Raw genomic sequence first — 22,661 nt, 5'->3', positions numbered from 1 at the left:
GCGCCGCCCGGCTGGGCAGGGGCCGAGTCTGTGCAAGCGCGAAGGGGCGGGCGGGGCGGCGAGCGATTACCCTGAGGAGGTGATCGCGACCCTCTCGCAGTACTCGGTGCTGTGCCTCTCCTCCGCCATGGGCATCTACGCCATGGCGTTCGTCTTCTTCGCGATCGACCTCGCCCGCCGCGCCTCCCTGGCCGACGGCGAGTCGATCGAGGTCGTGCAGGAGGCGGAGCGCGTCGCCTCCGCGGCCGCCGCCGACCGCGCGGCCAGCGGCAAGGCCACCGTCGCCGCCGCAGGCTCCGGACGCACCGCGACGCTCTCCCGCATCGGCAGCCGCGTCGAGGACGAGGTCTACCGCGCCCCCGCCCGCTCGAAGACCATGCGCATCGGGTTCTCGCTCACGCTCCTCGGCTTCGTGCTCCACCTCGGCGCGACCGTCCTCCGCGGCGTCGCCGCCGGCCGCGTCCCCTGGGCGAACATGTACGAGTTCTCGATGACCGGGACGCTCATCATCATCGGCGTCTTCCTCGCCGTCCAGCTGCGCTGGGACCTCCGCTTCCTCGGAGCGTTCATCACCGGCCTCGTCCTGGTGCTCCTCGGCATCGCGACCGTCAACTACTACGTCGCCGTCGTCCCGCTCCCGCCGGCACTCCAGTCCTACTGGCTGGTCATCCACGTGCTCGTCGCGATCCTCGGCACCGCGTTCTTCGCCCTCGGCTTCGCGCTCTCGGTCACCCAGCTCCTCCAGGCCCGCCGCGAATCCTCCGGCGACAGCCCCCGCTCGGTCCTCCGCTTCCTGCGCACCCTGCCCAGCTCCCTCACCCTCGAGAACCTCGCCTACCGCGTCACGATTCTCGGCTTCATCCTCTGGACCTTCACGCTCATCGCCGGCGCCGTCTGGGCCGAGAAGGCCTGGGGCCGCTACTGGGGCTGGGACACCAAGGAGGTCTGGACCTTCATCATCTGGACCATCTACGCCGGCTACATCCACGCCCGCGCCACCCGCGGCTGGCGCGGCACCCCCTCCGCCTGGCTCGCCATCGTCGGCTTCGCCGCCGTCATGTTCAACTTCGGCGTCGTCAACGTGTTCTTCAAGGGACTCCATGCCTACTCCGGCCTCGACACCGGCATGTAATCGGGTCGGCGGGGCCTGGTGGGGCCCCTCGCGGCGTTGTCGGCGACGAACGTAGCTCCGCTACGCCCGACGCCTCCGCCTTGCGATCGGGTCGGCGGGGCCTGGCGGGGCCGCTCGCGGCGTTGTCGGCGACGAACGTAGCTCCGCTACGCCCGACCGCTCCGCCTTGCGATCGACCCCACCAGGCCCCGCCGACCGCCCACCAGGACACGCTTTGAGGACGGCTCCGCTTCGCGGTCGCCGCGGGGGCCTCCGCTTCGCGGTCGGGTCTGGCCGGGCTCCGCTTCGCGATCGGGTACCGGGTGGGCTCCGCTTCGCGGTCGGGTCCGGGTGGGGTCCGCCTCGCGGTGGGGTCCGGGTGGGCTGCGCTTCGCGGGAGGGCCGGGGGGACGGCGGCCGACCGGTCATGCTGATCGAGTAGCGAGCAGCGCGTATCGAGATCCCATGGCGCGAACGTGGAGCGAGTCGGTCGAGTTCCCGCAAATGGACGCGCATGGGCGGTGCCTGCTGATCGAGTAGTGCGCGGAGCGGGCGTGTCCTGCACAGGGGGCACGGGCGGGCTGCGGGCGGATCCGTGCCTGTCGGGTTGCGATGGTGGACGCGGGGGGCGACGGCGGACGGGTCAGACGGCGGTGACGACGTCGATGAGGTGGGGGGCGAAAGGGGCGTCGAGGGCGAGGACGACGCGGGTGCGGGCGTCGAAGGGGTGGACGCCGCGGTAGATGCCGCGGAGGTCGGCGACGGTCTGGCCGCGGCCGGGGCCGTGGGTGGCGTCGACAGTGACGTGGACGCGCGGGGCGGAGGTGAGGGCGACGGCGTCGACGGCGATCGCGGCGGCCATGGGGTCGTGCATCGCAGCGGTGCGCTCGCCGAAGTGGCCGACGTAGAAGTCGAAGTAGAAGTCGAGCGCCTGCCCGATGGCCTGCGCGAGGGGATCGGGCGACGCGAGCAGGACGGCGCGATCCTCCTCCGTCAGCAGGTGCCGCATGGTCACGTCCAGGGGCACGAGCGTGAGATCCCAGTCGGCCGCGACGACCTCGGCGGCGGCCGCAGGGTCGTGCCAGATGTTGGCCTCCGCCACGGCGGTCACGTTGCCGGGGACCAGCGCGGCTCCGCCCATCACGGTCACCGAGTGGACGAGGGACGCGATCTCCGGGTGCGCACGGAGGGCGAGCGCGAGATTCGTCAGCGGGCCGATCGCGACCAGCCGCAGCTCGCCCTCGTGCTCACGAGCGAGACGGAGGAGGAGGTCGGCCGGATCCTCGTCGACCGGCTCGCCGCCCTCGGGCAGCGCGACCCCGCCGATGCCGTCGTCGCCGTGCACGTGCGGAGATCCGCCGGCGTAGTCCTCCTCGAGGAAGTGGTGCGCCCCCACGGCGACCGGCACGTCGTCGCGGCCGGCCAGCGCGAGCAGGCCGAGGCTGTTGACGGCGGCCCGGCGGGCGTCGGTGTTGCCGCTGACCGTGCTGATCCCGACGAGGCGGGCCCGGGGCGAGCGGAGGAGGTACGCCAGGGCGAGCGAGTCGTCGATGCCGGTGTCGCAGTCGAGGAAGACGGGGACGGTCGATGCGCTCACGGTGCTCCGATGCTCGAGGGTGGGGGATGCGTCGGGCACCGGCGGCCGACGCTCCCATTCTGCCGCTCCTCGGACGCGGCGCCCGCCGCCGACGATCAGAGCAGCGCGTAGGAGTCGCGGAGCCGCGCCCGCCACCAGGCGAGCCGCTCCGGCGACACGGCGTGACGGGAGAGGAGCTCCTCCGAGACCTCCACGCGGCCGACGGGGATGCTGCCGTCGACCGGCCGCAGCGGCCGCTCCGTGACGTCCGCGGCGAGGAGGGACGCGGTGCCGAGTCCGCAGTCGAAGGGCAGCTCGGGGAGCGCCGCGGCCAGGGCGGCGCCCATGGCGAGTCCGACCGAGCTGTCGATCGCGCTCGAGACCACCGCCGGCAGCCCCGCCTCGGCGACGAGGGCCAGCGCCCGGCGCGTCCCGCCGAGCGGCTGGGCCTTCACGACCAGCAGGTCCGCGGCTCCGGCCCGGGCGACGGCGAGCGGATCGGCGGCCTTGCGGACGCTCTCGTCGGCGGCGATCGGGATGCCCATGTACTTCACCCGGTAGCGCAGCTCCGCCAGCTCGTCGACGCTCGCGCACGGCTGCTCGACGTACTCGAGGTCGGACTCCGCGAGGGCGTGGACGGCGTGCTCGGCCTCGTCGAGGTTCCAGCCGCCGTTCGCGTCCACGCGGATCCGGCCCTCCGGACCGAGCAGGCGGCGGACCTCGACGACCCGGGCCACGTCGTCGGCCAGCGTCTGGCCGCGCTCGGCGACCTTCACCTTCGCCGTGCGGCAGCCGTGGTAGCTCGCGAGCACGGCGGCGACCTCGTGCGGTGCGACGGCCGGGATGGTCGCGTTCACCGGGATGCGGTCGCGAAGCGGTGCCGGCTGCTCGCTCCAGCCGTAGTCGATCGCCGCCCGGAGCCACGCCGCCGACTCCTCTGCGCCGTACTCGAGGAAGGGCGAGAACTCGGTCCAGCCCTCGGGGCCGCGCACGAGCGCGATCTCGCGGTGGTCGACGCCGCGGAAGCGGGTGCGGAGCGGCAGAGCGACGACGCGGAGTCCCGCGTCGATCTCGCCGAGGGAGGGGAGCGGGGAGGCGGGCACGACGTCGTCCATCCGGCCATTGTCCACCGGCCGGGGCCACGCGGCGGCCACCCGCGCGCAGGAGGTCGGCGACGCGCGCGCAAGCCCCCGGGGTCCCTCCTCCGAGCGGCCGCCGAGGTGCCAGACTGACGAGGCTGCCGTTGGAGTCCGGAGGAGTGCGATGAGCCAGATGCCGATGAGCCCGCCGCCCGCGCCCGCCCCGGGCCCGACGCAGGGCTCCGTCCCCTCCCACCGCCCGCTCGGCAGGGGCGCCTGGATCGCGCTGGGCACGAGCCTCCTCGTGGGCGTCGTCTACACCGGCGTGCTCGGCACGCTCGTCGCCGTCGGAGTGGGCGGCGCGCTCGACTCCGCCGCCGGCAGCGCGTCGACGAGCGCTCCGTCCGAGCCGTTCGGCGACCCGACGGACGACCCGTTCGGCAGCGGGGACCCGTCCGATCCGCTCTACGACTACCCCGGCTACCAGGACGGCGACGCCGCGACGATACTCGGCCAGCCGTCCGCGGAGGACGTGCGCGCGAGTGCCGAGCAGGCCGTCGCGGCCGTCGAGGGCGCCGTCCCCGAGGAGTGGACCTCGGCCGACGACGAGTACTACGAGCAGTCGCAGAACGCCTACGGCGGGCCCTCCCTCCTCTACGACTACATCTCGGCGACCGAGTACGCCGCCGCCGACGTCTCGACCGACGCCGACAGGCAGGCGGCGGTCGACCGCTTCACCGCAGCGCTCGCGCCCCTCGGCTTCGACGACGTCGAGGTGGCCGACACCCCCGAGGAGTGGTCGGAGGCGGGCTACGAGCTCGACGGCGACCTCTCGGACGAGGAGGCCTCGGCCGCGCTCTGGATCGTCACCGCGCGCTCCTCCGCCGACCTCGTGCCCGCGATCGAGCTGGGCCTCGTCGACCTCGACGCCGATCCGACCGGCCTGGTCGCCGACATGCTCGACGGAGTAGGCCTCTCGCCGGACCCGCAGGGCGCGTTCCTGGCGGGGTACGCGAACGGGGTCCTCCAGGACGAGGACCGCGGCGAGTTCACCGACCGCCTCGAGGAGTACGGCGGAGTCGCCACGACCTGACCGGGCGCTACAAGCAAGCCCGTCCGCCCGCAAGCCCGAATTGGCGCACCGCCCGCGCCCTACGGTGAGGGGATGGCTGCACCCCGCTCGACCAGGCCCCTGCGCGACTACGCCGCGATCGGAGACGGTCGCACGGTCGCCCTGATCGCGAAGGACGGCAGCGTCGACTGGATGCCCGTCCCGGACCTCGGCTCCACCCCCGCCTTCGCCGCCCTGATCGACGCCGAGTCCGGCGGCTGCGTCGAGCTAACCCCCGAGGAGCCCGCCGAGGTCTCGCGCGCCTACATCCGCGACACGAACGTCCTCGAGACCACCTTCACCACCGAGTCGGGCACCGTCCGCGTGACGGACGCGCTCGTCACCGGGATCGCGGGCCGCCTCCCGTGGGCCGAGCTCGCGCGCCGCGTGGACGGTGTCGACGGCGAGGTGCGGATGCGGTGGGCCGTGCGTCCCGGAACGGGACTCGGCCGGTTCTCCCCGTGGATCCAGAACGCCGACGGCCGCTCGCTCATCCGCGCCGGAGACATCACCATCGGCGTCACCGGGCAGGAGCACGGGCCCGACGGCGACGACGCACCCTCCGGCGCCGGCGACGAGCTGACGGGCTCCTTCGTCGTGACCGCGGGGAAGGACGCCGTGCGGCACGTCCTGGTCGTGTCGGCCACGCACGACGAGCCGCTGCACTTCCCGGTCGCGAAGAACGTCGACCGCGGCATCGACCGCACCATCCGCAGCTGGCAGGACTGGTCGGAGGAGTTCTCCTACGACGGCCCGTGGTCCGAGGCCGTCCAGCGCAGCGCCCTCGCGCTCAAGCTGCTGATCTACTCGCCCACAGGAGCCATCGCCGCGGCCGCGACCACGTCGCTCCCGGAGTCGCCCAACGGCGGCAAGAACTGGGACTACCGCTTCGCCTGGGTGCGCGACGCCGCGTACACGATGCACGCGCTGGTGCGCTTCGGCCTGCGCGAGGAGACGCACGCCGCGCTGTCCTGGCTCCTCCGCACGATCAAGGAGCACGGGCCGGACCTGCACATCTTCTACGGACTCGACGGCTCCATGCCGACCGTCCTGGAGGAGTTCGACGTCCCGGGCTACGCCGGAATCGGCCCGGTCGTCGCCGGCAACGCAGCGCAGAGCCAGCTGCAGCTGGGCGTCTTCGGCGACCTCTTCGACATCTGCCGCATCTACGTCGACGAGGGCAACGTCCTCGACATCCAGACCGGTCGGCTCCTCGCCCGCGTCGCCGACACCACCTGCGACCTGTGGCGGAACCGCGATGCGGGCATGTGGGAGCTGGAGGAGGAGCAGCACTACACCTCCTCGAAGATGGGCTGCTGGCAGGCGCTCGACGCAGCCGTGCACCTGGCGGAGCTCGGCCAGGTCGCGGGCAGCCCCGACCGCTGGCGCTTCGAGCGCGACCGCATCCGCGAGTGGATCGAGGAGCACTGCTGGTCCGAGGAGCTCGGCTCCTACGTGATGTACCCGGGCAGCGAGGAGCTGGACGCCTCGGTGCTCCTGCACGCGCCCAGCGGCTACGAGCGCGGCGAGCGGATGATCTCCACCATCGACGCCCTGGTGAAGGAGCTCGGCCGCGGCGCGCTGCTGTTCCGCTACTCCGGCATGGAGGGCGAGGAGCACCCGTTCGTGGCCTGCTCGTTCTGGCTCGCCTCCGCCCTGGCCTGCGTCGGTCGGCACGACGAGTCGGTCGCCCTGATGGACGAGCTCGTCGCCACGGTCCCGAACGACGTCGGGATCATGTCCGAGATGATCGCGGTCGACGACCTGGCCTTCTGGGGCAACCTGCCGCAGGGGCTCAGCCACCTCGCGTTGATCAACGCGGCCATCACCATCGAGGAGCTGGCGCCGGAGAAGGTCGGCCGCGCGTAACCCCGCCGACGGCGTCCGCGCAACCCGTTGAGGGCCGGCTCCGAGGGGCGTAGACCGGTACCACCCCCTCGCACCGCACCCACAAGGAGCACCTCAGCATGGATCTCGGCATCAGCGGCCGCATCGCCCTCGTCACCGGAGGCGACTCCGGCATCGGCCTGGCCACGGCGCAGCTCCTCCTCGCCGAGGGCGCGACCGTCGTGATCACCGACAAGGACCAGGCGGAGCTGGACCGGGCCGCGGCCGGGCTCGACGCTCCGGAGGGCCGCCTGCACGCCTTCGCCGCCGACGTCACCAGCACGGAGCAGCTCGCCGAGCTGCACCGCCGGGTGGCCGGAGCGGTCGGCGCGATCGACATCCTCGTGCAGTGCGCCGGAGTCACAGGGGCGCAGGGCCTCTTCCACGAGATCGACGACGAGGGCTGGACCAGCACCCTCGAGGTCGATCTGCTCGGGCCTGTGCGGCTCGTGCGCGAGTTCCTCCCCGACCTCCGCACCGGAGGCTGGGGCCGGCTCGTGCTCACCGCCTCCGAGGACGCCGTGCAGCCCTACGACGACGAACTGCCCTACTGCGCCGCGAAGGCGGGCGTTCTCGCCTTCGCCAAGGGCCTCTCGCGCTCCTACGCGCAGGAGGGCCTGCTCGTGAACACGGTCTCGCCCGCGTTCATCCGCACTCCGATGACCGACGCGATGATGTCCAAGCGCGCCGAGCAGAGGGGCACCTCGGTCGACGAGGCGATCTCGTCCTTCCTCGACGAGGAGCGGCCGTACATGGAGCTGAAGCGCCGGGGCGAGGCCGAGGAGGTCGCAGCCGTGATCGCCTTCCTCTGCTCCGACCGCGCCTCGTTCGTGAACGGCTCGAACTACCGCGTCGACTCCGGATCCGTCGCCACGATCTGATCCCTGCAACCACGGGCCCCGCCCAGCGCGCGCACCCCGCGCGTGCGGGCGCCGTCCAGCCGAAGAAGCCAGACTCGGGGCGGGACACCGCACCCGGCACTGCAAGAGAAAGGAACGGTCCATGACCACCACCCTCGAACGCCACGTCGAAGCCCCCGCGGGCTCCGGTGCCAAGACCAGCCGCCGCCAGAACGCCGAGAAGGGCTTCAAGGCCTCCAAGGAGCTGCTCGACAGCCTCCAGATCGTCCTCGTCGACCTGATCGAGCTCCACGTCCAGGGCAAGCAGGCCCACTGGAACGTCGTGGGCAAGAACTTCCGCGACCTCCACCTCCAGCTCGACGAGATCATCGAGGCCGCGCGCGAGTTCAGCGACGACATCGCCGAGCGCATGCGCGCCCTCCACGGGATCCCGGACGGCCGCAGCGACACCGTCGCCGCGACCACCACCCTCCCCGAGTACCCGCACGGCGAGATCGACACGGCCGAGACCGTCGACCTGGTCACGATCCGCCTCGAGAACACCGCCGCCACCATGCGCGAGGTCCACGACCAGGTGGACGAGGAGGACCCGACCAGCGCGGATCTCCTCCACGCGATCATCCAGAGCCTCGAGCAGTACGCCTGGATGGTGTCGGCCGAGAACCGCACCACCTCCGCCGCCAAGTAGGGGCGAGCACCGGAAGGGGACTCCGCGTCAGCGGGGTCCCCTTCCGTCTGCCCGGGCGGTGTCGAGTCGCCGTGCAGTCCGGATCAGTAGGGTCGTGGCATGAGCACGCAGGTCTCCCAACTGTTCGACGCCCACCGCTGGGCGGCCGTCGACGGCTTCGACGCACTCGAGGACATCACCTACCACCACGACCGCTCCGGCCGCATCGCGCGCGTCGCGTTCGACCGGCCCGAGGTCCGCAACGCGTTCCGGCCGCGCACGGTCGACGAGCTGTTCCGCGCCCTCGAGGACGCCCGGACGAACCCGCGCATCGGCGTCGTCATCCTCACCGGCAACGGCCCGAGCCCGCGCGACGGAGGCTGGGCGTTCTGCTCGGGAGGAGACCAGCGGATCCGCGGCCGCGACGGCTACCGGTACTCCGTCGGCGAGACCGCCGAGGGCATCGACTCCGCGCGGAACGGCCGCCTGCACATCCTCGAGGTGCAGCGCCTCATCCGCTTCATGCCGAAGGTCGTCATCGCGGCCGTCCCCGGCTGGGCCGCGGGAGGCGGGCACTCGCTCCACGTGGTCTGCGACCTCACCCTCGCCTCCGCCGAGCACGGGCGCTTCAAGCAGACGGACGCCGACGTCGGCTCCTTCGACGCGGGCTACGGCTCCGCGTACTTCGCCCGCCAGATCGGGCAGAAGGCCGCGCGCGAGGTGTTCTTCCTCGCGCGGGAGTACTCCGCGCAGCGCGCCTACGAGATGGGCGCCGTGAACGCGGTCGTCCCGCACGCCGAGCTCGAGACGACCGCGGTGGAGTGGGCCGAGACGATCCTCACCAAGTCGCCCACGGCCATCCGGATGCTGAAGTACGCGTTCAACGCCGTGGACGACGGCCTCGTGGGCCAGCAGCTCTTCGCGGGCGAGACCACGCGCCTCGCCTACGGCACCGACGAGGCCGTCGAGGGACGCGACTCCTTCCTCGAGAAGCGCGAGCCCGACTGGTCGCCGTTCCCGTGGCAGTTCTGAGCCGGAGGGCACGCAGGTGACCCGCCCGCTCGCCGGTGTCGACGCGACGGTCGAGGCCGTCCTCCTCGCTCTTCGCGCGGCCCTGGACGGCAGCGGCCCGGCGATCCGCGTCTCCGCCCCCGGCGCTGCGACCGCCTCCGAGGATGCCGTCGTGCCGCAGCGCGTCGCCGCCGTCGTCGAGACCTCGGGCTCGTCGGGGCCGCCCAAGCGGGTCGCGCTCTCGACAGCGGCCCTGCTCACCAGCGCCTCCACGACCCTCGCCGAGCTCGGCGGGCCGGGACGCTGGCTGCTCTGCCTGCCGACGCACTACGTCGCGGGACTGCAGGTGCTCGTCCGCTCGCTGACCGCGGAGGCCGACCCGGTCGTCCTCCCGGCCGGCGGCTTCGACGCGGCGGCCTTCCTCGCTCTCGCTCGGACGATGCCGGCGGGGGAGCGGCGGTACTCCTCGCTGGTCCCCGTGCAGCTCGCGCGGCTGCTGGACCTCGCCGAGCGCGATCCGGCCGCGGCCGAGGCGCTCCGCTCGTTCGACGCCCTCCTGATCGGCGGCCAGGCGACGCCGCAGCCGCTGCGGGACGGCGCCGCCGCCCTCGGTGCGCGCATCCGCCTGACCTACGGATCGAGCGAGACGTCCGGCGGCTGCGTCTACGACGGCGTCCCGCTCCACGACGTGCGGATGCGCGTCGAGAACGGGCAGGTGCTGCTCGGCGGGCCGACCCTCGCGGAGGGCTACCTCGACGCCGACGGCGCGATCGACCACGAGCGCAGCGCCTCCGCCTTCCTCGAGATCGACGGGGAGCGCTGGTACCGCACGGGCGACGCGGGCTCGATCGTCGACGGGCGCCTTCGGGTGACCGGTCGGCTCGACCGCGTGATCGTGTCGGGCGGGGAGAAGGTCTCGCTCGACGCCGTCGAGGCCGTGCTGCGCGAGGGGACCGTCCCCGACGCGGTCGTCGTGCGGCGGGCGGACGAGCAGTGGGGCGAGGTCCCGGTCGTCGTGACGGCGGAGGAGGCTCCCCCGCTCACCGACCTGCGCGCCCTGATCGCCGACCGCCTCGGGCGCGCCGCCGCTCCCGCGGCCGTGCTGCCCGTCGGCCGCATCCCCCTCCTCGCCTCCGGGAAGCCCGACCGCCGCGCCCTCGAGGTGCTCGCCGAGCAGGCCTGACCGGCTCCGAGCGTCGACGGGCCGGTGGGTAGGATTCCCTCCGTGTCGAGTACGAGTCGCAAGAAGAAGTCCTCCAGCGGCCGCCCCGGGGGCAGCCCGCGAGCGGTCGTCGTGAAGCCCGCCGGTCCCCGCGAGTGGATCGCCGGCGCCCGCCTCCGCACCCTCCCGCTGGCCGTCGCCCCCGTGCTCATCGGCACCGGAGCGACCCAGGTCGTCGACGAGGGCTGGCACTGGGTGCGCGCCCTGCTCTGCCTGGCCGTCTCGCTCGCCCTGCAGATCGCCGTCAACTACGCCAACGACTACTCCGACGGCGTGCGCGGCACCGACGCCAACCGCGTCGGACCCTCGCGGCTGACCGGCTCCGGAGCGGCGAAGCCCCGCCAGGTGCTCACCGTCGCCCTGGTCTTCTTCGGGATCGCGGCCGTCGCCGGCCTCGTGCTCACCGCCCTCTCGGGGCAGTGGTGGTTCCTGATCGTCGGCGCGGCGGCGATCGCGGCCGGCTGGTTCTACACCGGCGGACGCCGCCCCTACGGCTACCTCGGGCTCGGCGAGCTCTTCGTCTTCGTGTTCTTCGGCCTGGTCGCCACCGTCGGCACCACGTTCGTGCAGATCGGCCGCACCAACCAGGAGTCGTGGCTCGGCGCCGTGGCGGCGGGCCTGTTCGCCTGCGCCGTGCTCATGGTCAACAACATCCGCGACATCTCGACCGACCGCCTCTCGGGCAAGCGGACCCTCGCGGTCCTCGCGGGACCGGCCGTGTCCCGGGCGATCTACACGGGCTTCGTGCTGATCCCGTTCGGCATCGCGGTGATCCTCGCGCTGTTCTACCCGCTGGCGTGGCTGACGCTCTTCGTGCTTCTGATGATCCTGCCGGCCATCCTGATCACCTTGACGGCGAAGACGGCGAAGGAACTCATCCTGGCGCTGCAGCTGACCAGCCTGGGCGGGCTCGCCTACGCGGTCATCCTCGGGGCGGCGCTGGCGTTCTAGAGCGACGGCTCGCACGAGGCGGGCTCGGGTGGGCCGGGTTCGGAGGAGACCGGCTGATGCGCGCCGGGCCTGGTGCGAGCGGGCGCGCGTCCGAGGGGAGCCCTCGCCGGCGGGAGCGCCCGGCTCAGCGGTCGTCGCGGGTCGCGTCGACCGCGGCGTCCTCGACGTCGTCGTCGGTCGGGGCGCGCGGGACGTCCTTGCGGCGCTCGTAGATCGCCTCCGCGATGCGCTCGCGGGGCTTCCTCAGCAGGATGTAGGAGAGGGACAGGCTCGCGATCGCGGCGACGAAGCCCGCGGTGACCGCTGCCGTCAGCTCCGAGTCGACGAAGGTGCGCGCCGGCAGGTACACCAGCACGAAGACGCCGGCGAACATCGCCAGGCGCAGGAGCGAGTAGACGACGACCGCGCGGCTCAGTTTCACCGGTACAGTGTACGTCGGCCCCTGCACGCGCTTCCGTGAGCACCGTGGGAGCCTCCTGTCCAGCGTCCGTGCGGACCCTCCCCGACGGGGGTGCCGGACGTAGACTCGTGTCCATGATCCGCCTCGTCATCGGCCTGCTCGTGGCCCTCGCCGTCTTCACGGTCTACACCGTGATCGACGTCGCGATGAGCAACCGTCACGCCGTGCGGGCGATCCCGAAGTGGTCCTGGCTCCTGGTGGTGCTGATCCTCCCGGTCATCGGTGCGGGACTGTGGTTCTGGATCGGCCGCCCTCGCAAGCAGCGCGCCGCCGGCCGCCGCTACACCGCTCCGGACGACGACCCCGACTTCCTCGGCACCCTCCGCACCGAGCGCGACCCCGAGGAGGAGCGCCTGCAGGCCGAGCGCATCGCCCAGCTCGAGCGCGACCTCGCCGAGATGGACGAGCAGGGCGAGGCCGACGGCCCCGGCCGCCGGGATGCCTGAGCACCGGCCGGTCGCCCCCTCCACCCGATTCGCGGTCGACCTCCTCACCCGCTTCGTCGCGCTCGGCGTCCGCGACGTCGTCGTCGCTCCGGGCTCCCGCTCGCAGGCGCTCGCCCTGGTGGCGGCCGAGCTCGAGACCCGCGGCGACATCCGGCTGCACGTGCGGATCGACGAGCGCTCCGCGGGGTTCCTGGCGCTGGGCCTCGCCCTCGAATCCCGGATGCCGGCGCTCGTGATCACGACCTCCGGCACGGCGACCGCGAACCTGCACCCGGCCGTGCTCGAGGCGGACGCCTCGGACGTGCCGATGATCGTGCTGACCGCCGACCGGCCCGACGAGCTGCGCGGCATCCGCTCGAACCAGACGGCCGAGCAGCGCGAGCTGTACGGGCGTGCCGTGCGGCTGTTCGAGGACGTCGCTGCTCCAGACGACGGCTCCCGGCCCGAGGACGCGCGGGCGCTCGCCGATCGTGCCGTCACCGCGGCGCGACGCGGGCCGGTCCACCTGAACCTCTCCTTCCGCGACCCGCTCTCCTCCGCTCTGCCCTACATGGAGCGGATCGGACCGGTCTCGTCGCCCGCTGTCGGATCCGGGATCCCGCGTGCCGTCGTGACCGCCGGTCCCGGTGAGCCGCTCACGGTCGTCATCGCCGGGGACAAGGCGGGCGCCGCGGCCGAGGAGATCGCTCGCGCCGGCGACTGGCCGCTGCTGGCCGAGGTCTCCTCCGGCGCCCGCTTCGGACCGCAGCTCGTCGTCGCCTGGCGGCGCCTGCTCGGCGAGCCCGACTTCGGCGGACGCATCCGCCGGGCGATCGTGCTCGGACACCCGACGCTCTCCCGCGAGGTCCCCGAGCTGCTGCGGCGCGAGGACGTCGAGGTGATCGTCGTGGACGCCGTGCGCGAGCAGTTCTACAACCCCGGCCGGCGCGCCCGCCGCGTCGGAGGCGTCGACGTGGTCCGCCCCGAGGGATCGCCGCGTCCCGAGCGCGGCGAGCGCGCCTGGGCCGGATCCTGGGTGTCCGCGAGCCGCGCCCTGACGGTCGACCCCGACGAGCTGGACGAGGTCCCCGACGCCGGGTCGATGTCGGTCGAGGACCGCCGCGGCTACGCGCGCAACGCCCTCGCCGCGATCAGGGCACCGCTCACCCGCGACTTCGTCGTCGCCGCGGTCTGGAAGGTCACCTGGCCGCACGACCGGCTGCTGTTCGGAGCGTCGCGGCTGATCCGCGTCGCGGACGGGGCCCTGCCGGGCAAGCGGATATCCGTCCTGGCGAACCGCGGCCTCGCCGGCATCGACGGCACGATCTCGACGGCTCTCGGGATCGCGGTGGCTTCGCAGGCGACCGAGCAGGGAGCCGGCGGAGTCACCCGGGCGGTCCTCGGCGATCTCACTCTGCTCCACGAGGCCGGCGGCCTCCTCCTCCCGCCCGGAGAACGGCGCCCGCGCATGCAGCTCGTCGTCGTGAACGACGGGGGCGGCACGATCTTCGACGGACTCGAGGTCGCATCGAGCTCGCATCCCGATGCGTTCGACCGCGTGCAGTTCACCCCGCAGAACGCCGATCTGGAGGCTCTCGCGCGCGCCTACGGGTGGGGCCACCGTCGTGCGGCGACGCGCGGCGAGCTGGAGCAGGCGCTGACCTCGCCGGGTGACGGGCCGGGCATCGTGGAGATCCGGCTCGAGCGCTGAGTCCGCGCGGGTCCGGTCGGACGGTCCTCCACAGGTCGTCGTCGGACGCTGTTCTCCCGGGGATGCCTCGTTCGAGCTCCGCAGCTCGTCTGCTGCTGCTTCGCTGGAGGCATGGCTGATGCGGAGACGGTGCGAGGAGAGGTCCTCGCCCTCGGCGACCGGGCGTCGGCGCTCGCGAGGAGCGCCTCCCCGGTGCTCCTGTCCGCGGCGGAGGCGCTGCACGCGGGACACTGCGCGGCGCTGACCTGTCCCGACGCGTTCGCCCGAGGCTCCTCGGCGGACAGCGAGGATGCGACGGACCTCGTCGAACGGTCGATCCGAGCGGAGTTCGCCGTCGCCCTCGGGGTCTCCGAGCGCACCGCCGCCAGGGAGCTGCTGCACGCCTCGCTCCTGATGGAGGAGCTGCCGCGGACCCGCTCCGCGCTCGCCGACGCCAGAATGCGCTGGGAGGCCGGCCAGCTCATCTGCTCCGTCGCGGCGACCCTCCCGGCAGCGGCGCGCGCGGCCTACGACGACCGGGCCGTCGACCTCGCGGAGACGCTGACTCCGGGGCAGCTGCGCCACGCCCTCGCGCGGGTGCGGGAGGAGCTGCACGACGAGCCCCTCGCCGAGCGGCACGCTCGCGCCCGCGAGGACCGCCGGGTGTGGATGACAGCCGGGATCGACGGCATGGCGACGGTCTGCGCGCACGTCCCCGCGCCCGAGGCCGTCGGAGCGCTCGCCCGGCTCGACCGCATCGCGAGGGATCTGCGGGACGGCGCCGAAGGGGACCGCGATCTGCGGACGCTGGCGCGGCTCCGCGCCGACGCGTGGGCCGACCTGCTCTGCCACGGGGACGTGGCGGGGACCACTCCGGAGGGAGCCGCGGCGCCCTCGATCGGGCTGCGGGCCGAGGTGAGAGTCACCGTGGCGGCGAGCACCGCCGCGGGTGACGACGAGGCGGCCGCCGAGCTCGACGGCTACGGGCCGATCCCCGCCGAGGCGGTGCGAGCGCTCATCGACGACGCCGCCGCCTTCACTCCCGTGCTGACCGACGAGGAGACCGGCGCGGTCGTCTCCGTCGGGCGCCGCCACCGCCTCCCGCCGCCGAGGATGAGGCTGCTGGTCCGCCTCCGCGACCAGACGTGCCGCTTCCCGGGCTGCATCCGGCCGGCGTCCTCGACGGAGACCGACCACAGCGTCGAATGGCGGAACGGGGGAGAGACGACTCCCGACAACCTCGCCTCCCTGTGCGTCGCCCACCACCACGTGCGCCACGGCGACCGCTGGACGTATCTGCTCCATCCGGACGGCACAGCGGACTGGACCACACCGACCGGCCGCCGCGTGACGACCCGGCCGCCGGCGCTGCCCGGGCGACCGCCGGTGGGCGCAGGACGACGGCCGGGGGTTCCCCGGCTCGACGGGGACCGGGCGGGGTAAGCGGCGGGTAGCCGACGGCTTCAACGATTCCCGACGTGCGTCAGGCCAGAGCGTCGGTGATCGGGCGGAACTTCATGCGGGTCTCGGCGAGCTCGGACTCGGGAACGCTGTCGGCCACGATGCCGGCGCCCGCCCAGGCCGTGACCGCGCCCTCGGCCGTGACCTCGGCGCTACGGAGTCCGACGGCCCACTCGCCGTCGCCGTTGCCGTCGATCCAGCCGACGGGTCCTGCGTACCGACCGCGGTCGAAGGGCTCCAGGTGCTCGATGAGCGCAAGGGCGTCGGCGGTCGGAGTGCCGGCCACTGCCGCGGTCGGGTGAAGAGCATCGACGAGATCGAGCGCGGTGGAGGAGTCGCCCAGAATTCCTCGCACGTCCGTCGCGAGGTGCCAGAGATTCGGCAGGCGGAGCGTGAACGGGGCGGCGCCCGCCGTCAGCTCCCGTGTGTGGGGCTCGAGTTCCCGGACCAGACTGGCGAGAGCGAAAGCGTGCTCCGAGCGGTCCTTCGGACTCTCGAGCAGAGCGGCCTCCACGTCCGCGTCGGCGAGGGGATCCTCGCCTCGTGCGGCCGTGCCGGCCAACACCCTCGCCGAGATCTCGCCCCGATCGACCGCGACCAGCGTCTCCGGACTGGCGCCGAGGAATCCGTCCACGGCGAAGCCCCAGCAGTCCGGGTAGCGCTCGGTGAGCGCACCCAGCATCCGACGCAGGTCCGCCCCCGGCGGGAGCCGCCCCTGCAGATCGCGCGCGATCACGACCTTGGACAGCTCACCCGCCCGGATCGTCTCCACCGCGGCAGCGACCGCCGCGCGGTACCCGTCCGGCGGCAGCGCACCCGGCGAGAGCGGCACGTGGTACTCCGCCCCCAGCGGCTCCTCGCTCGGCGTATACGGTCTCTCCGCCTCGCCGATCGTGATCCGCGTCAGCCATGACCGGCCGTCGCGCGTCCCGATCACGGTGCGCGGCACGATCAGCACGCTCGTCGCCTCGGATCGGCTCGAGAAAGCGAAGGTCCCGAACGCGACCAGCCCCGTCCCGGGCAGTCCGACCCGGTCCTCCACCGTCGCCGCGTCGCAGAGCCGCCGCCAGGCCGCCGCCGCCTCCCGCAGCCGTTCCGGGCCCGAGAACTCGAGGCGCAGGGCCTCCCCGCGTCCGCTGAGCCCGGCGCCGTCGCGCTGCCAGAGGAGGGGCCGCCTCGGGTCGGAGTGGGAGAGGAGCGACGGCGGAGAGTCCAGTGGAGTCGTCTCCGCACGCAGCAGGGGGGTTCCAGCGCCGATGAGCGTCACCTCAGCAGGGTACGCCCGCGCCAGAGGATGGGACGTCCCATGCCGCGGGGCTCGGGGCGCAGGGCTCCGTTGCTACCGTGATCCGGTCCGGGGCCGCCGCGCGAGGCGGAGCGGGGCGGTCCCGGCGCTTCCCCAGGGGGGAGCGCGCCGACCGGGCGCGGGACGGCGGATGCACAGCCGCCGTCCCTCGTCTCGCCGTAGACTTGCGGATCGTGACGAAGGCAGACCTCACCAAACGGCCCGACGAGGTCGCCTCGATGTTCGACACCGTGGCTCCCGCCTACGACCTGGTGAACGGACTCCTCTCGGTGGGGAACGACCGGCTCTGGCGGATCGCGACGACTCGCGCCGTCAACCCTGCTCCCGGTGAGCGCATCCTCGACATCGCGGCCGGCACCGGAACGTCGAGCGCGTCGCTGGCGCGGTCGGGCGCCCAGGTCGTCGCAGCCGACTTCTCCCCGGGGATGATCGCCGTCGGCCGTCGCCGTCAGGCGGGCAACGACCGGATCGAGTTCGTCCAGGCCGACGCGATGGACCTCCCGTTCGAGGACGAGTCGTTCGACGCCGTGACCATCTCGTTCGGTCTGCGCAACGTGGCCGAGCCGAGGACGGCGCTCGCCGAGTTCCTGCGTGTGCTGAAGCCCGGCGGCCGGGTCGTGATCTGCGAGTTCTCGACTCCGCCGATCGCTCCGCTGGCCGCCGCGTACGACTTCTACCTGTCGACGGTCATGCCCGCCGTCGTGCGCCTCGCGTCGTCGAACAATCCTGCGTACGACTATCTCGGCGATTCCATCCGGGCCTGGCCGGAGCAGAGCGTCGTCGCCGCCTGGCTCCGCGCGGCGGGCTTCGAGCGCGTGGCCTACCGCGATCTGACCGCTGGCATCGTGGCGCTGCACCGCGGCGTCAAGCCGATCGCGGCGACCCGATGACGACCGGGGTCCGCACAGGCCGAGACGTTAGGGTTTCCCTGTGAACGCCACTGCGCCCGTCGCCCGTCGCAGCCCGTCTCTGACGGCGCAGCTCGGCCTCTCCGAGCGCATCTTCTCCTCCTCGTCGGACCGGGCTCTCGCCCGCGCGATCGACGCGGGTCTGGAGCAGGTCGAGGAGGGTCTCGTCCGGCAGCTGTCCTTCGCGGACGCTGTGGCCGATGTCTCCACCCGGTACCTCCTCGAGGCGGGCGGCAAGCGTGTGCGCCCGATGCTCACCCTCCTGGCCGCGTCGCTGGGCCGCGGCAACACGCCGCAGGTCCTGCTCGGTGCGCAGGCGATCGAGATCACGCATCTCGCATCGCTCTACCACGACGACGTCATGGACGAGGCGGAGAAGCGCCGCGGCGTCCCGTCGGCGCAGACCGTGTGGGGCAACAACGTGGCCATCCTGACGGGCGATCTGCTCTTCGCCCGCGCGAACCAGCTGATGGTCGAGCTCGGAGACAAGGCGATCCGGCTCCAGGCCGACACGTTCGAGCGGCTCGTCCTCGGGCAGCTGCACGAGACGGTCGGCCCGACCGACGGCGAGGACCCGGTCGAGCACTACCTGTCCGTCCTGGCCGACAAGACCGGGTCCCTGATCGCCGCGGCGGGCCGCACGGGAGTCGCGTTCTCGGAGGCTCCGGAGGAGTACGAGGAGGCCATGCGCGTCTTCGGCGAGAAGATCGGCGTCGCCTTCCAGATCGTCGACGACGTCATCGACCTCTCTCCCCAGCCGGAGGAGACCGGCAAGAACCCCGGCACGGACATCCGCGCCGGCGTGTCGACGCTGCCGATCCTGCGCCTGCGCGAGCGCGCCTCCTCCGATAGGGAGGCCGCGGCTCTCCTCGCCCGCATCGAGAGCTATGTGAGCCGCTCGAACGACGCCATCGCGCACACGGAGGAGCAGAGCGCCGACATCTCGGACGCCATCGCTCAGCTGCGCGATCACGACGTCACCGCGCAGACCCTCGCCGAGGCCCACCGGTGGGCCGACGAGGCCGTCGCCGCCCTCGCTCCGCTGCCCGACGGCTCCGTCCGCAAGGCGCTGACGCGCTTCGCCGACACCGTCGTCGAGCGCAACGGCTGACCCCGATCGTCGCGGCGCGCCCTGCGCCGCAGGAATGAGACCGGTTGTGCGCTGCGGCGCCCCGGCAGGAGGAACGCAATGACCAAGCTCAGGCTGGCCATCGTCGGCGCGGGTCCCGCGGGCATCTACGCCGCCGACCTCATGATCAAGGCCGAGAAGAAGTACGACGTCTCGATCGATCTGTTCGAGCACCTGCCCGCGCCCTACGGCCTGGTCCGCTACGGCGTCGCGCCCGATCACCCGCGCATCAAGGGGATCATCACCGCGCTGCGGGAGGTGCTCGACCGGGGCGACATCCGCATCTTCGGCAACGTGCACTTCGGGACCGACATCACGCTCGAGGATCTCAAGCGGCACTACCACGCCGTGATCTTCGCGACCGGCGCCGTTCGGGACGCTCCGCTCGACGTCCCGGGTGTCGAGCTCGAGGGCTCCTACGGTGCGGCCGACTTCGTCAGCTGGTTCGACGGCCACCCCGACGTGTCGCGCACCTGGCCGCTGGAGGCGTCCTCCGTCGCTGTCATCGGCAACGGCAACGTCGCGCTCGACGTCTCGCGGATGCTGGCGAAGCACGCCGAGGACCTCCTGCCCACCGAGGTCCCGCCGAACGTCTACGAGGGGCTGAAGGCGTCTCCTGTCACCGACGTGCACGTCTTCGGGCGCCGCGGTCCCGCTCAGGTGAAGTTCACGCCGCTGGAGCTGCGCGAGCTGGGCGAGCTGCGCGACGTCGAGATGATCGTCGCCGACGAGGACTTCGACCTCGATCCCGCTTCGGAGGCCGCCATCGCGACCAACAAGCAGGTCATGGTCATCAACCGGGTGCTCAACCAGTGGCGCACCCGTGAGGTCGGGAGCGCCTCGCGTCGTCTCCACCTGCACTTCTGGGCGAAGCCGCTCGAGTTCGTGGACGACGGATCCGGTCGGGTCGGCGCGATCCGGTACGAGCGCACCGAGCCGGACGGCGAGGGCGGAGTGCGCGGCACGGGTGAGATCCGCGAGGTCCCGGTGCAGGCCGTGTACCGCGCGGTCGGCTACTTCGGCTCGCCGCTCGACGGCCTCCCGTTCGACGAGATGCGCGGCGTGATCCCGAACCGCGAGGGCCAGGTCCTGGACGACGAGGACCAGCAGGTCCACGGCGTCTACGCGACCGGCTGGATCAAGCGCGGACCGGTGGGCCTCATCGGGCACACCAAGTCCGACGCCATGGAGACCGTTGCGCACGTGCTCAACGACCAGGCGTCCTGGTGGACGCCCGAGCACCCCGAGGAGGCGGCCGTGGTCGCCCTGCTCGAGGAGCGGGAGATCGCCTACACGGATCTCGACGGCTGGCACCGGCTGGACGAGCACGAGATGGCGCTCGGCGAGCCCGAGGGCCGTGCGCGCGTGAAGGTCGTTCCTCGCGAGGACATGATCGCGATCTCGCGGGCGGAGCCGGTCGCGCTCTGACGCGTGCTCTCCGAACGGCCCTCCGGTGCACTCCGGGGGGCCGTTCGTCGTTCCGGCGCGGACGCCGCGCACCTCCTCTAGGATTCGGGCACCGCTCTGGACGGAGACAGCATGACCACGGCCTCGCCCCACGACGTCATCCGGGTGCGCGGTGCGCGCCAGAACAACCTCCGGGGGATCGACGTCGACATCCCGAAGCGGAGGATCACCGTGTTCACCGGGGTCTCGGGCTCCGGCAAGTCGTCGCTCGTCTTCGGCACCATCGCGGCCGAGTCCCAGCGCCTCATCAACGAGACCTACTCCGCCTTCGTGCAGCAGTTCATGGGGTCGCCGGCCCGCCCGGACGTGGAGTCGCTCGACGGACTGTCGGCCACGATCGTCGTCGACCAGGAGCGGATGGGGTCGAACGGCCGGTCCACGGTCGGCACGGCGACCGACGCGTACACGATGCTGCGGATCCTCTTCAGCCGGATCGGCGATCCGCACGCGGGCACGAGCGGTGCGTTCTCCTTCAACCTGCCGGAGGGGATGTGCCCGCGGTGCGAGGGGACGGGCCGGGTGTCGAGCATCGACCTCGACGCGCTGATCGACCGCTCGAAGTCGCTCGAGGGCGGCGCTCTCGACGCGATCCCCAACTTCGTCGTCGGCGGCTGGTACTGGAAGGGCCTCGCCGAGTCGGGCCTCTATCCGGCCGATGTGCCGATCGCCGACTTCACGCCCGAGCAGATGGACGCGTTCCTCCACCGTCCGGCCACGAAGATGGCCATCGCCGGGATGACGATGACCTACGAGGGCCTCCTGGTGAAGGTCACCCGCCTCTACCTGGCGAAGGAGGCGGCGCAGCCGCACATCCGCGCCTTCGCCGAGCGGGTGGCCACCTTCGCCGCCTGTCCCGAGTGCGGAGGCGGCCGGCTCACCCGCGCGGCACTGGAGTCGCGCATCGGGGGCCGGAACATCGCCGAGTGCGCCGCGCTGCAGGCGACCGACCTCGCCGCGTGGCTCCGCGGGCTGCAGGCGCCGTCCGTCGCTCCTATCGTCGAGACCCTCCTCGGGACGCTCGACGCCCTCGTCCAGGTCGGGCTGGGCTACCTGTCGCTCGATCGGGAGTCGGGCACCCTCTCGGGCGGTGAGGCGCAGCGGGTCAAGATGGTGCGGCATCTGGGATCGAGCCTCACGGACGTGACGTACGTCTTCGACGAGCCGACGGCGGGTCTGCATCCGCACGACGTCTCGCGGATGATCGAGCTGCTGCGCCGCCTGCGGGACAAGGGCAACACCGTCCTGGTGGTCGAGCACAAGCCGGAGATCATCGAGATCGCCGATCACGTGGTCGACCTCGGTCCGAGGGCCGGTGCGCACGGCGGCGAGCTGCGGTTCGAGGGGACGGTGGCGCAGCTGCGCACGTCCGACACCCTGACGGGCCGTCATCTCGGTCACCGCGTCCCGCTGAAGGAGGCCGTGCGCCGTCCGACCGGGGCGGTGGAGATCCGCGGGGCCTCCACGCACAACCTCCGCGGCGTCGACGTGGACGTCCCGCTGGGCGTGCTGACCGTCGTCACCGGAGTCGCAGGGTCGGGGAAGTCGTCGCTCCTGCACGGCTCGCTCGCGGGTCGGCCCGGCGTGGTGGTGGCCGACCAGTCGCCGATCCGCGGCTCGCGGCGCAGCAATCCGGCGACCTACACCGGGGTCCTCGACGCGATCCGGGCGGCCTTCGCGAAGGCGAACGGTGTGAGACCGGCGCTCTTCAGCGCGAACTCGGCAGGCGCCTGCCCCGTCTGCAAGGGGGCCGGGATGATCTTCACCGAGCTGGGCCCCGCCGCGACGGTCTCGTCGGTCTGCGAGGAGTGCGACGGCAAGCGGTTCACCGCTGAGGTGCTCGAGTACCGCCTCCGCGGGAGGAACATCCACGAGGTGCTCTCGATGCCGATCGTCGACGCCGCGGAGTTCTTCGCGAGCGGACCGGCGCACACGGTGCTCGCCCGTCTCGTCGACGTCGGTCTCGGCTACCTCACGCTCGGACAGCCGCTGAACACGCTGTCCGGGGGCGAGCGTCAGCGCCTCAAGCTCGCGATCAACATGGCCTCGTCCGGATCCGTCTACCTGCTCGACGAGCCGACCACGGGCCTGCACCTCGCGGACGTCGACACGCTGCTCGGACTGCTCGACCGGCTGGTCGACTCCGGGAACTCGGTCGTGGTGATCGAGCACCACCGCGCCCTGATGGCGCACGCGGACTGGATCATCGACGTGGGGCCCGGAGCCGGGCACGACGGAGGGACGATCGTCTTCGAGGGGACTCCGGTCGGGCTCGCGGCGGCGGACACGCTGACCGGACGCGCCCTCGCCGAGTACGCGCGCTGACGCGTCCGCAGCCGCGAC

The 22,661-nt window shown here is 72.7% G+C and carries 19 protein-coding genes; 15 read left to right on the top strand and 4 right to left on the bottom strand.

Going from position 1 to position 22,661, the window contains the following annotated elements; genetic code table 11:
- The first annotated feature begins 127 nt into the window (after positions 1-127).
- On the top strand, positions 128-1,132 hold the full coding sequence (ccsB, locus tag C5C74_RS02285) for a c-type cytochrome biogenesis protein CcsB (protein ID WP_104224871.1): 1,005 nt from the start codon (positions 128-130) through the stop codon (positions 1,130-1,132).
- A 622-nt stretch (positions 1,133-1,754) separates the two neighbouring features.
- Here the strand turns inward: ccsB and C5C74_RS02280 are convergent.
- Positions 1,755-2,708, bottom strand: coding sequence for a nucleoside hydrolase (locus C5C74_RS02280; RefSeq protein WP_104350920.1), 954 nt, complete (start codon positions 2,706-2,708; stop codon positions 1,755-1,757).
- 95 nt (positions 2,709-2,803) lie between these two features.
- Positions 2,804-3,802 (bottom strand): o-succinylbenzoate synthase, encoded by a 999-nt coding sequence (locus C5C74_RS02275; RefSeq protein ID WP_104254851.1) that lies wholly within the window; start codon positions 3,800-3,802, stop codon positions 2,804-2,806.
- 148 nt (positions 3,803-3,950) lie between these two features.
- On the opposite strand from C5C74_RS02275, the gene C5C74_RS02270 reads away from it, so the two are divergent.
- From C5C74_RS02270 to C5C74_RS02240, 7 genes are all read left to right on the top strand, one after another.
- Positions 3,951-4,859: a hypothetical protein gene (locus C5C74_RS02270; protein ID WP_104317665.1), complete on the top strand. Its 909-nt coding sequence runs from the start codon at positions 3,951-3,953 to the stop codon at positions 4,857-4,859.
- Between the two features lie 72 nt (positions 4,860-4,931).
- Positions 4,932-6,746 (top strand): glycoside hydrolase family 15 protein, encoded by a 1,815-nt coding sequence (locus tag C5C74_RS02265; RefSeq protein ID WP_104317666.1) that lies wholly within the window; start codon positions 4,932-4,934, stop codon positions 6,744-6,746.
- 98 nt (positions 6,747-6,844) lie between these two features.
- Complete coding sequence (locus C5C74_RS02260; protein ID WP_104225910.1) at positions 6,845-7,645, top strand: SDR family NAD(P)-dependent oxidoreductase; 801 nt, start codon at positions 6,845-6,847, stop codon at positions 7,643-7,645.
- A 121-nt stretch (positions 7,646-7,766) separates the two neighbouring features.
- Positions 7,767-8,312: a Dps family protein gene (locus C5C74_RS02255; RefSeq protein ID WP_104223596.1), complete on the top strand. Its 546-nt coding sequence runs from the start codon at positions 7,767-7,769 to the stop codon at positions 8,310-8,312.
- A gap of 99 nt (positions 8,313-8,411) precedes the next feature.
- Entirely contained in the window at positions 8,412-9,323 is a 912-nt protein-coding gene (locus tag C5C74_RS02250) for a 1,4-dihydroxy-2-naphthoyl-CoA synthase (RefSeq protein ID WP_104350911.1), read from the top strand.
- Between the two features lie 16 nt (positions 9,324-9,339).
- Entirely contained in the window at positions 9,340-10,485 is a 1,146-nt protein-coding gene (locus tag C5C74_RS02245) for an AMP-binding protein (RefSeq protein WP_181134633.1), read from the top strand.
- Between the two features lie 42 nt (positions 10,486-10,527).
- Positions 10,528-11,475, top strand: a complete 948-nt coding sequence (locus C5C74_RS02240; RefSeq protein ID WP_374953484.1) for a 1,4-dihydroxy-2-naphthoate polyprenyltransferase — start codon at positions 10,528-10,530, stop codon at positions 11,473-11,475.
- A 124-nt stretch (positions 11,476-11,599) separates the two neighbouring features.
- Here the strand turns inward: C5C74_RS02240 and C5C74_RS02235 are convergent, their stop codons facing one another.
- Positions 11,600-11,896, bottom strand: coding sequence for a DUF4229 domain-containing protein (locus C5C74_RS02235; protein WP_104239140.1), 297 nt, complete (start codon positions 11,894-11,896; stop codon positions 11,600-11,602).
- Between the two features lie 113 nt (positions 11,897-12,009).
- Here C5C74_RS02235 and C5C74_RS02230 point away from each other — a divergent pair, with 113 nt between their 5' ends.
- The 3 genes from C5C74_RS02230 (at position 12,010) to C5C74_RS02220 (ending at position 15,493) form a co-directional block, all read left to right on the top strand.
- Positions 12,010-12,381 (top strand): PLD nuclease N-terminal domain-containing protein, encoded by a 372-nt coding sequence (locus tag C5C74_RS02230; protein ID WP_104262987.1) that lies wholly within the window; start codon positions 12,010-12,012, stop codon positions 12,379-12,381.
- Positions 12,374-14,071: a 2-succinyl-5-enolpyruvyl-6-hydroxy-3-cyclohexene-1-carboxylic-acid synthase gene (gene menD, locus C5C74_RS02225; RefSeq protein WP_104350909.1), complete on the top strand. Its 1,698-nt coding sequence runs from the start codon at positions 12,374-12,376 to the stop codon at positions 14,069-14,071. The genes C5C74_RS02230 and menD overlap by 8 nt, the downstream gene beginning before the upstream one ends.
- A gap of 111 nt (positions 14,072-14,182) precedes the next feature.
- A complete protein-coding gene (locus C5C74_RS02220) occupies positions 14,183-15,493 on the top strand; it encodes an HNH endonuclease signature motif containing protein (protein WP_104350908.1) in 1,311 nt (436 codons plus the stop codon).
- 40 nt (positions 15,494-15,533) lie between these two features.
- Here C5C74_RS02220 and C5C74_RS02215 read toward each other — a convergent pair whose 3' ends face one another.
- Positions 15,534-16,778, bottom strand: coding sequence for an isochorismate synthase MenF (locus C5C74_RS02215; protein ID WP_374953275.1), 1,245 nt, complete (start codon positions 16,776-16,778; stop codon positions 15,534-15,536).
- 212 nt (positions 16,779-16,990) lie between these two features.
- Here C5C74_RS02215 and ubiE point away from each other — a divergent pair, with 212 nt between their 5' ends.
- The 4 genes from ubiE (at position 16,991) to C5C74_RS02195 (ending at position 22,643) form a co-directional block, all read left to right on the top strand.
- Positions 16,991-17,707 carry a bifunctional demethylmenaquinone methyltransferase/2-methoxy-6-polyprenyl-1,4-benzoquinol methylase UbiE gene (gene ubiE, locus C5C74_RS02210; protein ID WP_104226060.1) on the top strand — a complete coding sequence of 239 codons (717 nt, stop codon included), beginning with the start codon at positions 16,991-16,993 and terminating at the stop codon, positions 17,705-17,707.
- A 40-nt stretch (positions 17,708-17,747) separates the two neighbouring features.
- Entirely contained in the window at positions 17,748-18,836 is a 1,089-nt protein-coding gene (locus C5C74_RS02205; protein WP_104225905.1) for a polyprenyl synthetase family protein, read from the top strand.
- A 78-nt stretch (positions 18,837-18,914) separates the two neighbouring features.
- Entirely contained in the window at positions 18,915-20,282 is a 1,368-nt protein-coding gene (locus tag C5C74_RS02200; protein ID WP_104350907.1) for an FAD-dependent oxidoreductase, read from the top strand.
- 111 nt (positions 20,283-20,393) lie between these two features.
- Positions 20,394-22,643: an excinuclease ABC subunit UvrA gene (locus tag C5C74_RS02195; protein ID WP_104262959.1), complete on the top strand. Its 2,250-nt coding sequence runs from the start codon at positions 20,394-20,396 to the stop codon at positions 22,641-22,643.
- Positions 22,644-22,661 lie beyond the last annotated feature (18 nt).

It is taken from the genome of Rathayibacter sp. AY1E8, from assembly GCF_002931415.1.
Lineage (GTDB): Bacteria > Actinomycetota > Actinomycetes > Actinomycetales > Microbacteriaceae > Rathayibacter.
Note: the sequence above shows the minus strand (reverse complement) of the source record. Positions and strands in the feature narration are given on the sequence as shown.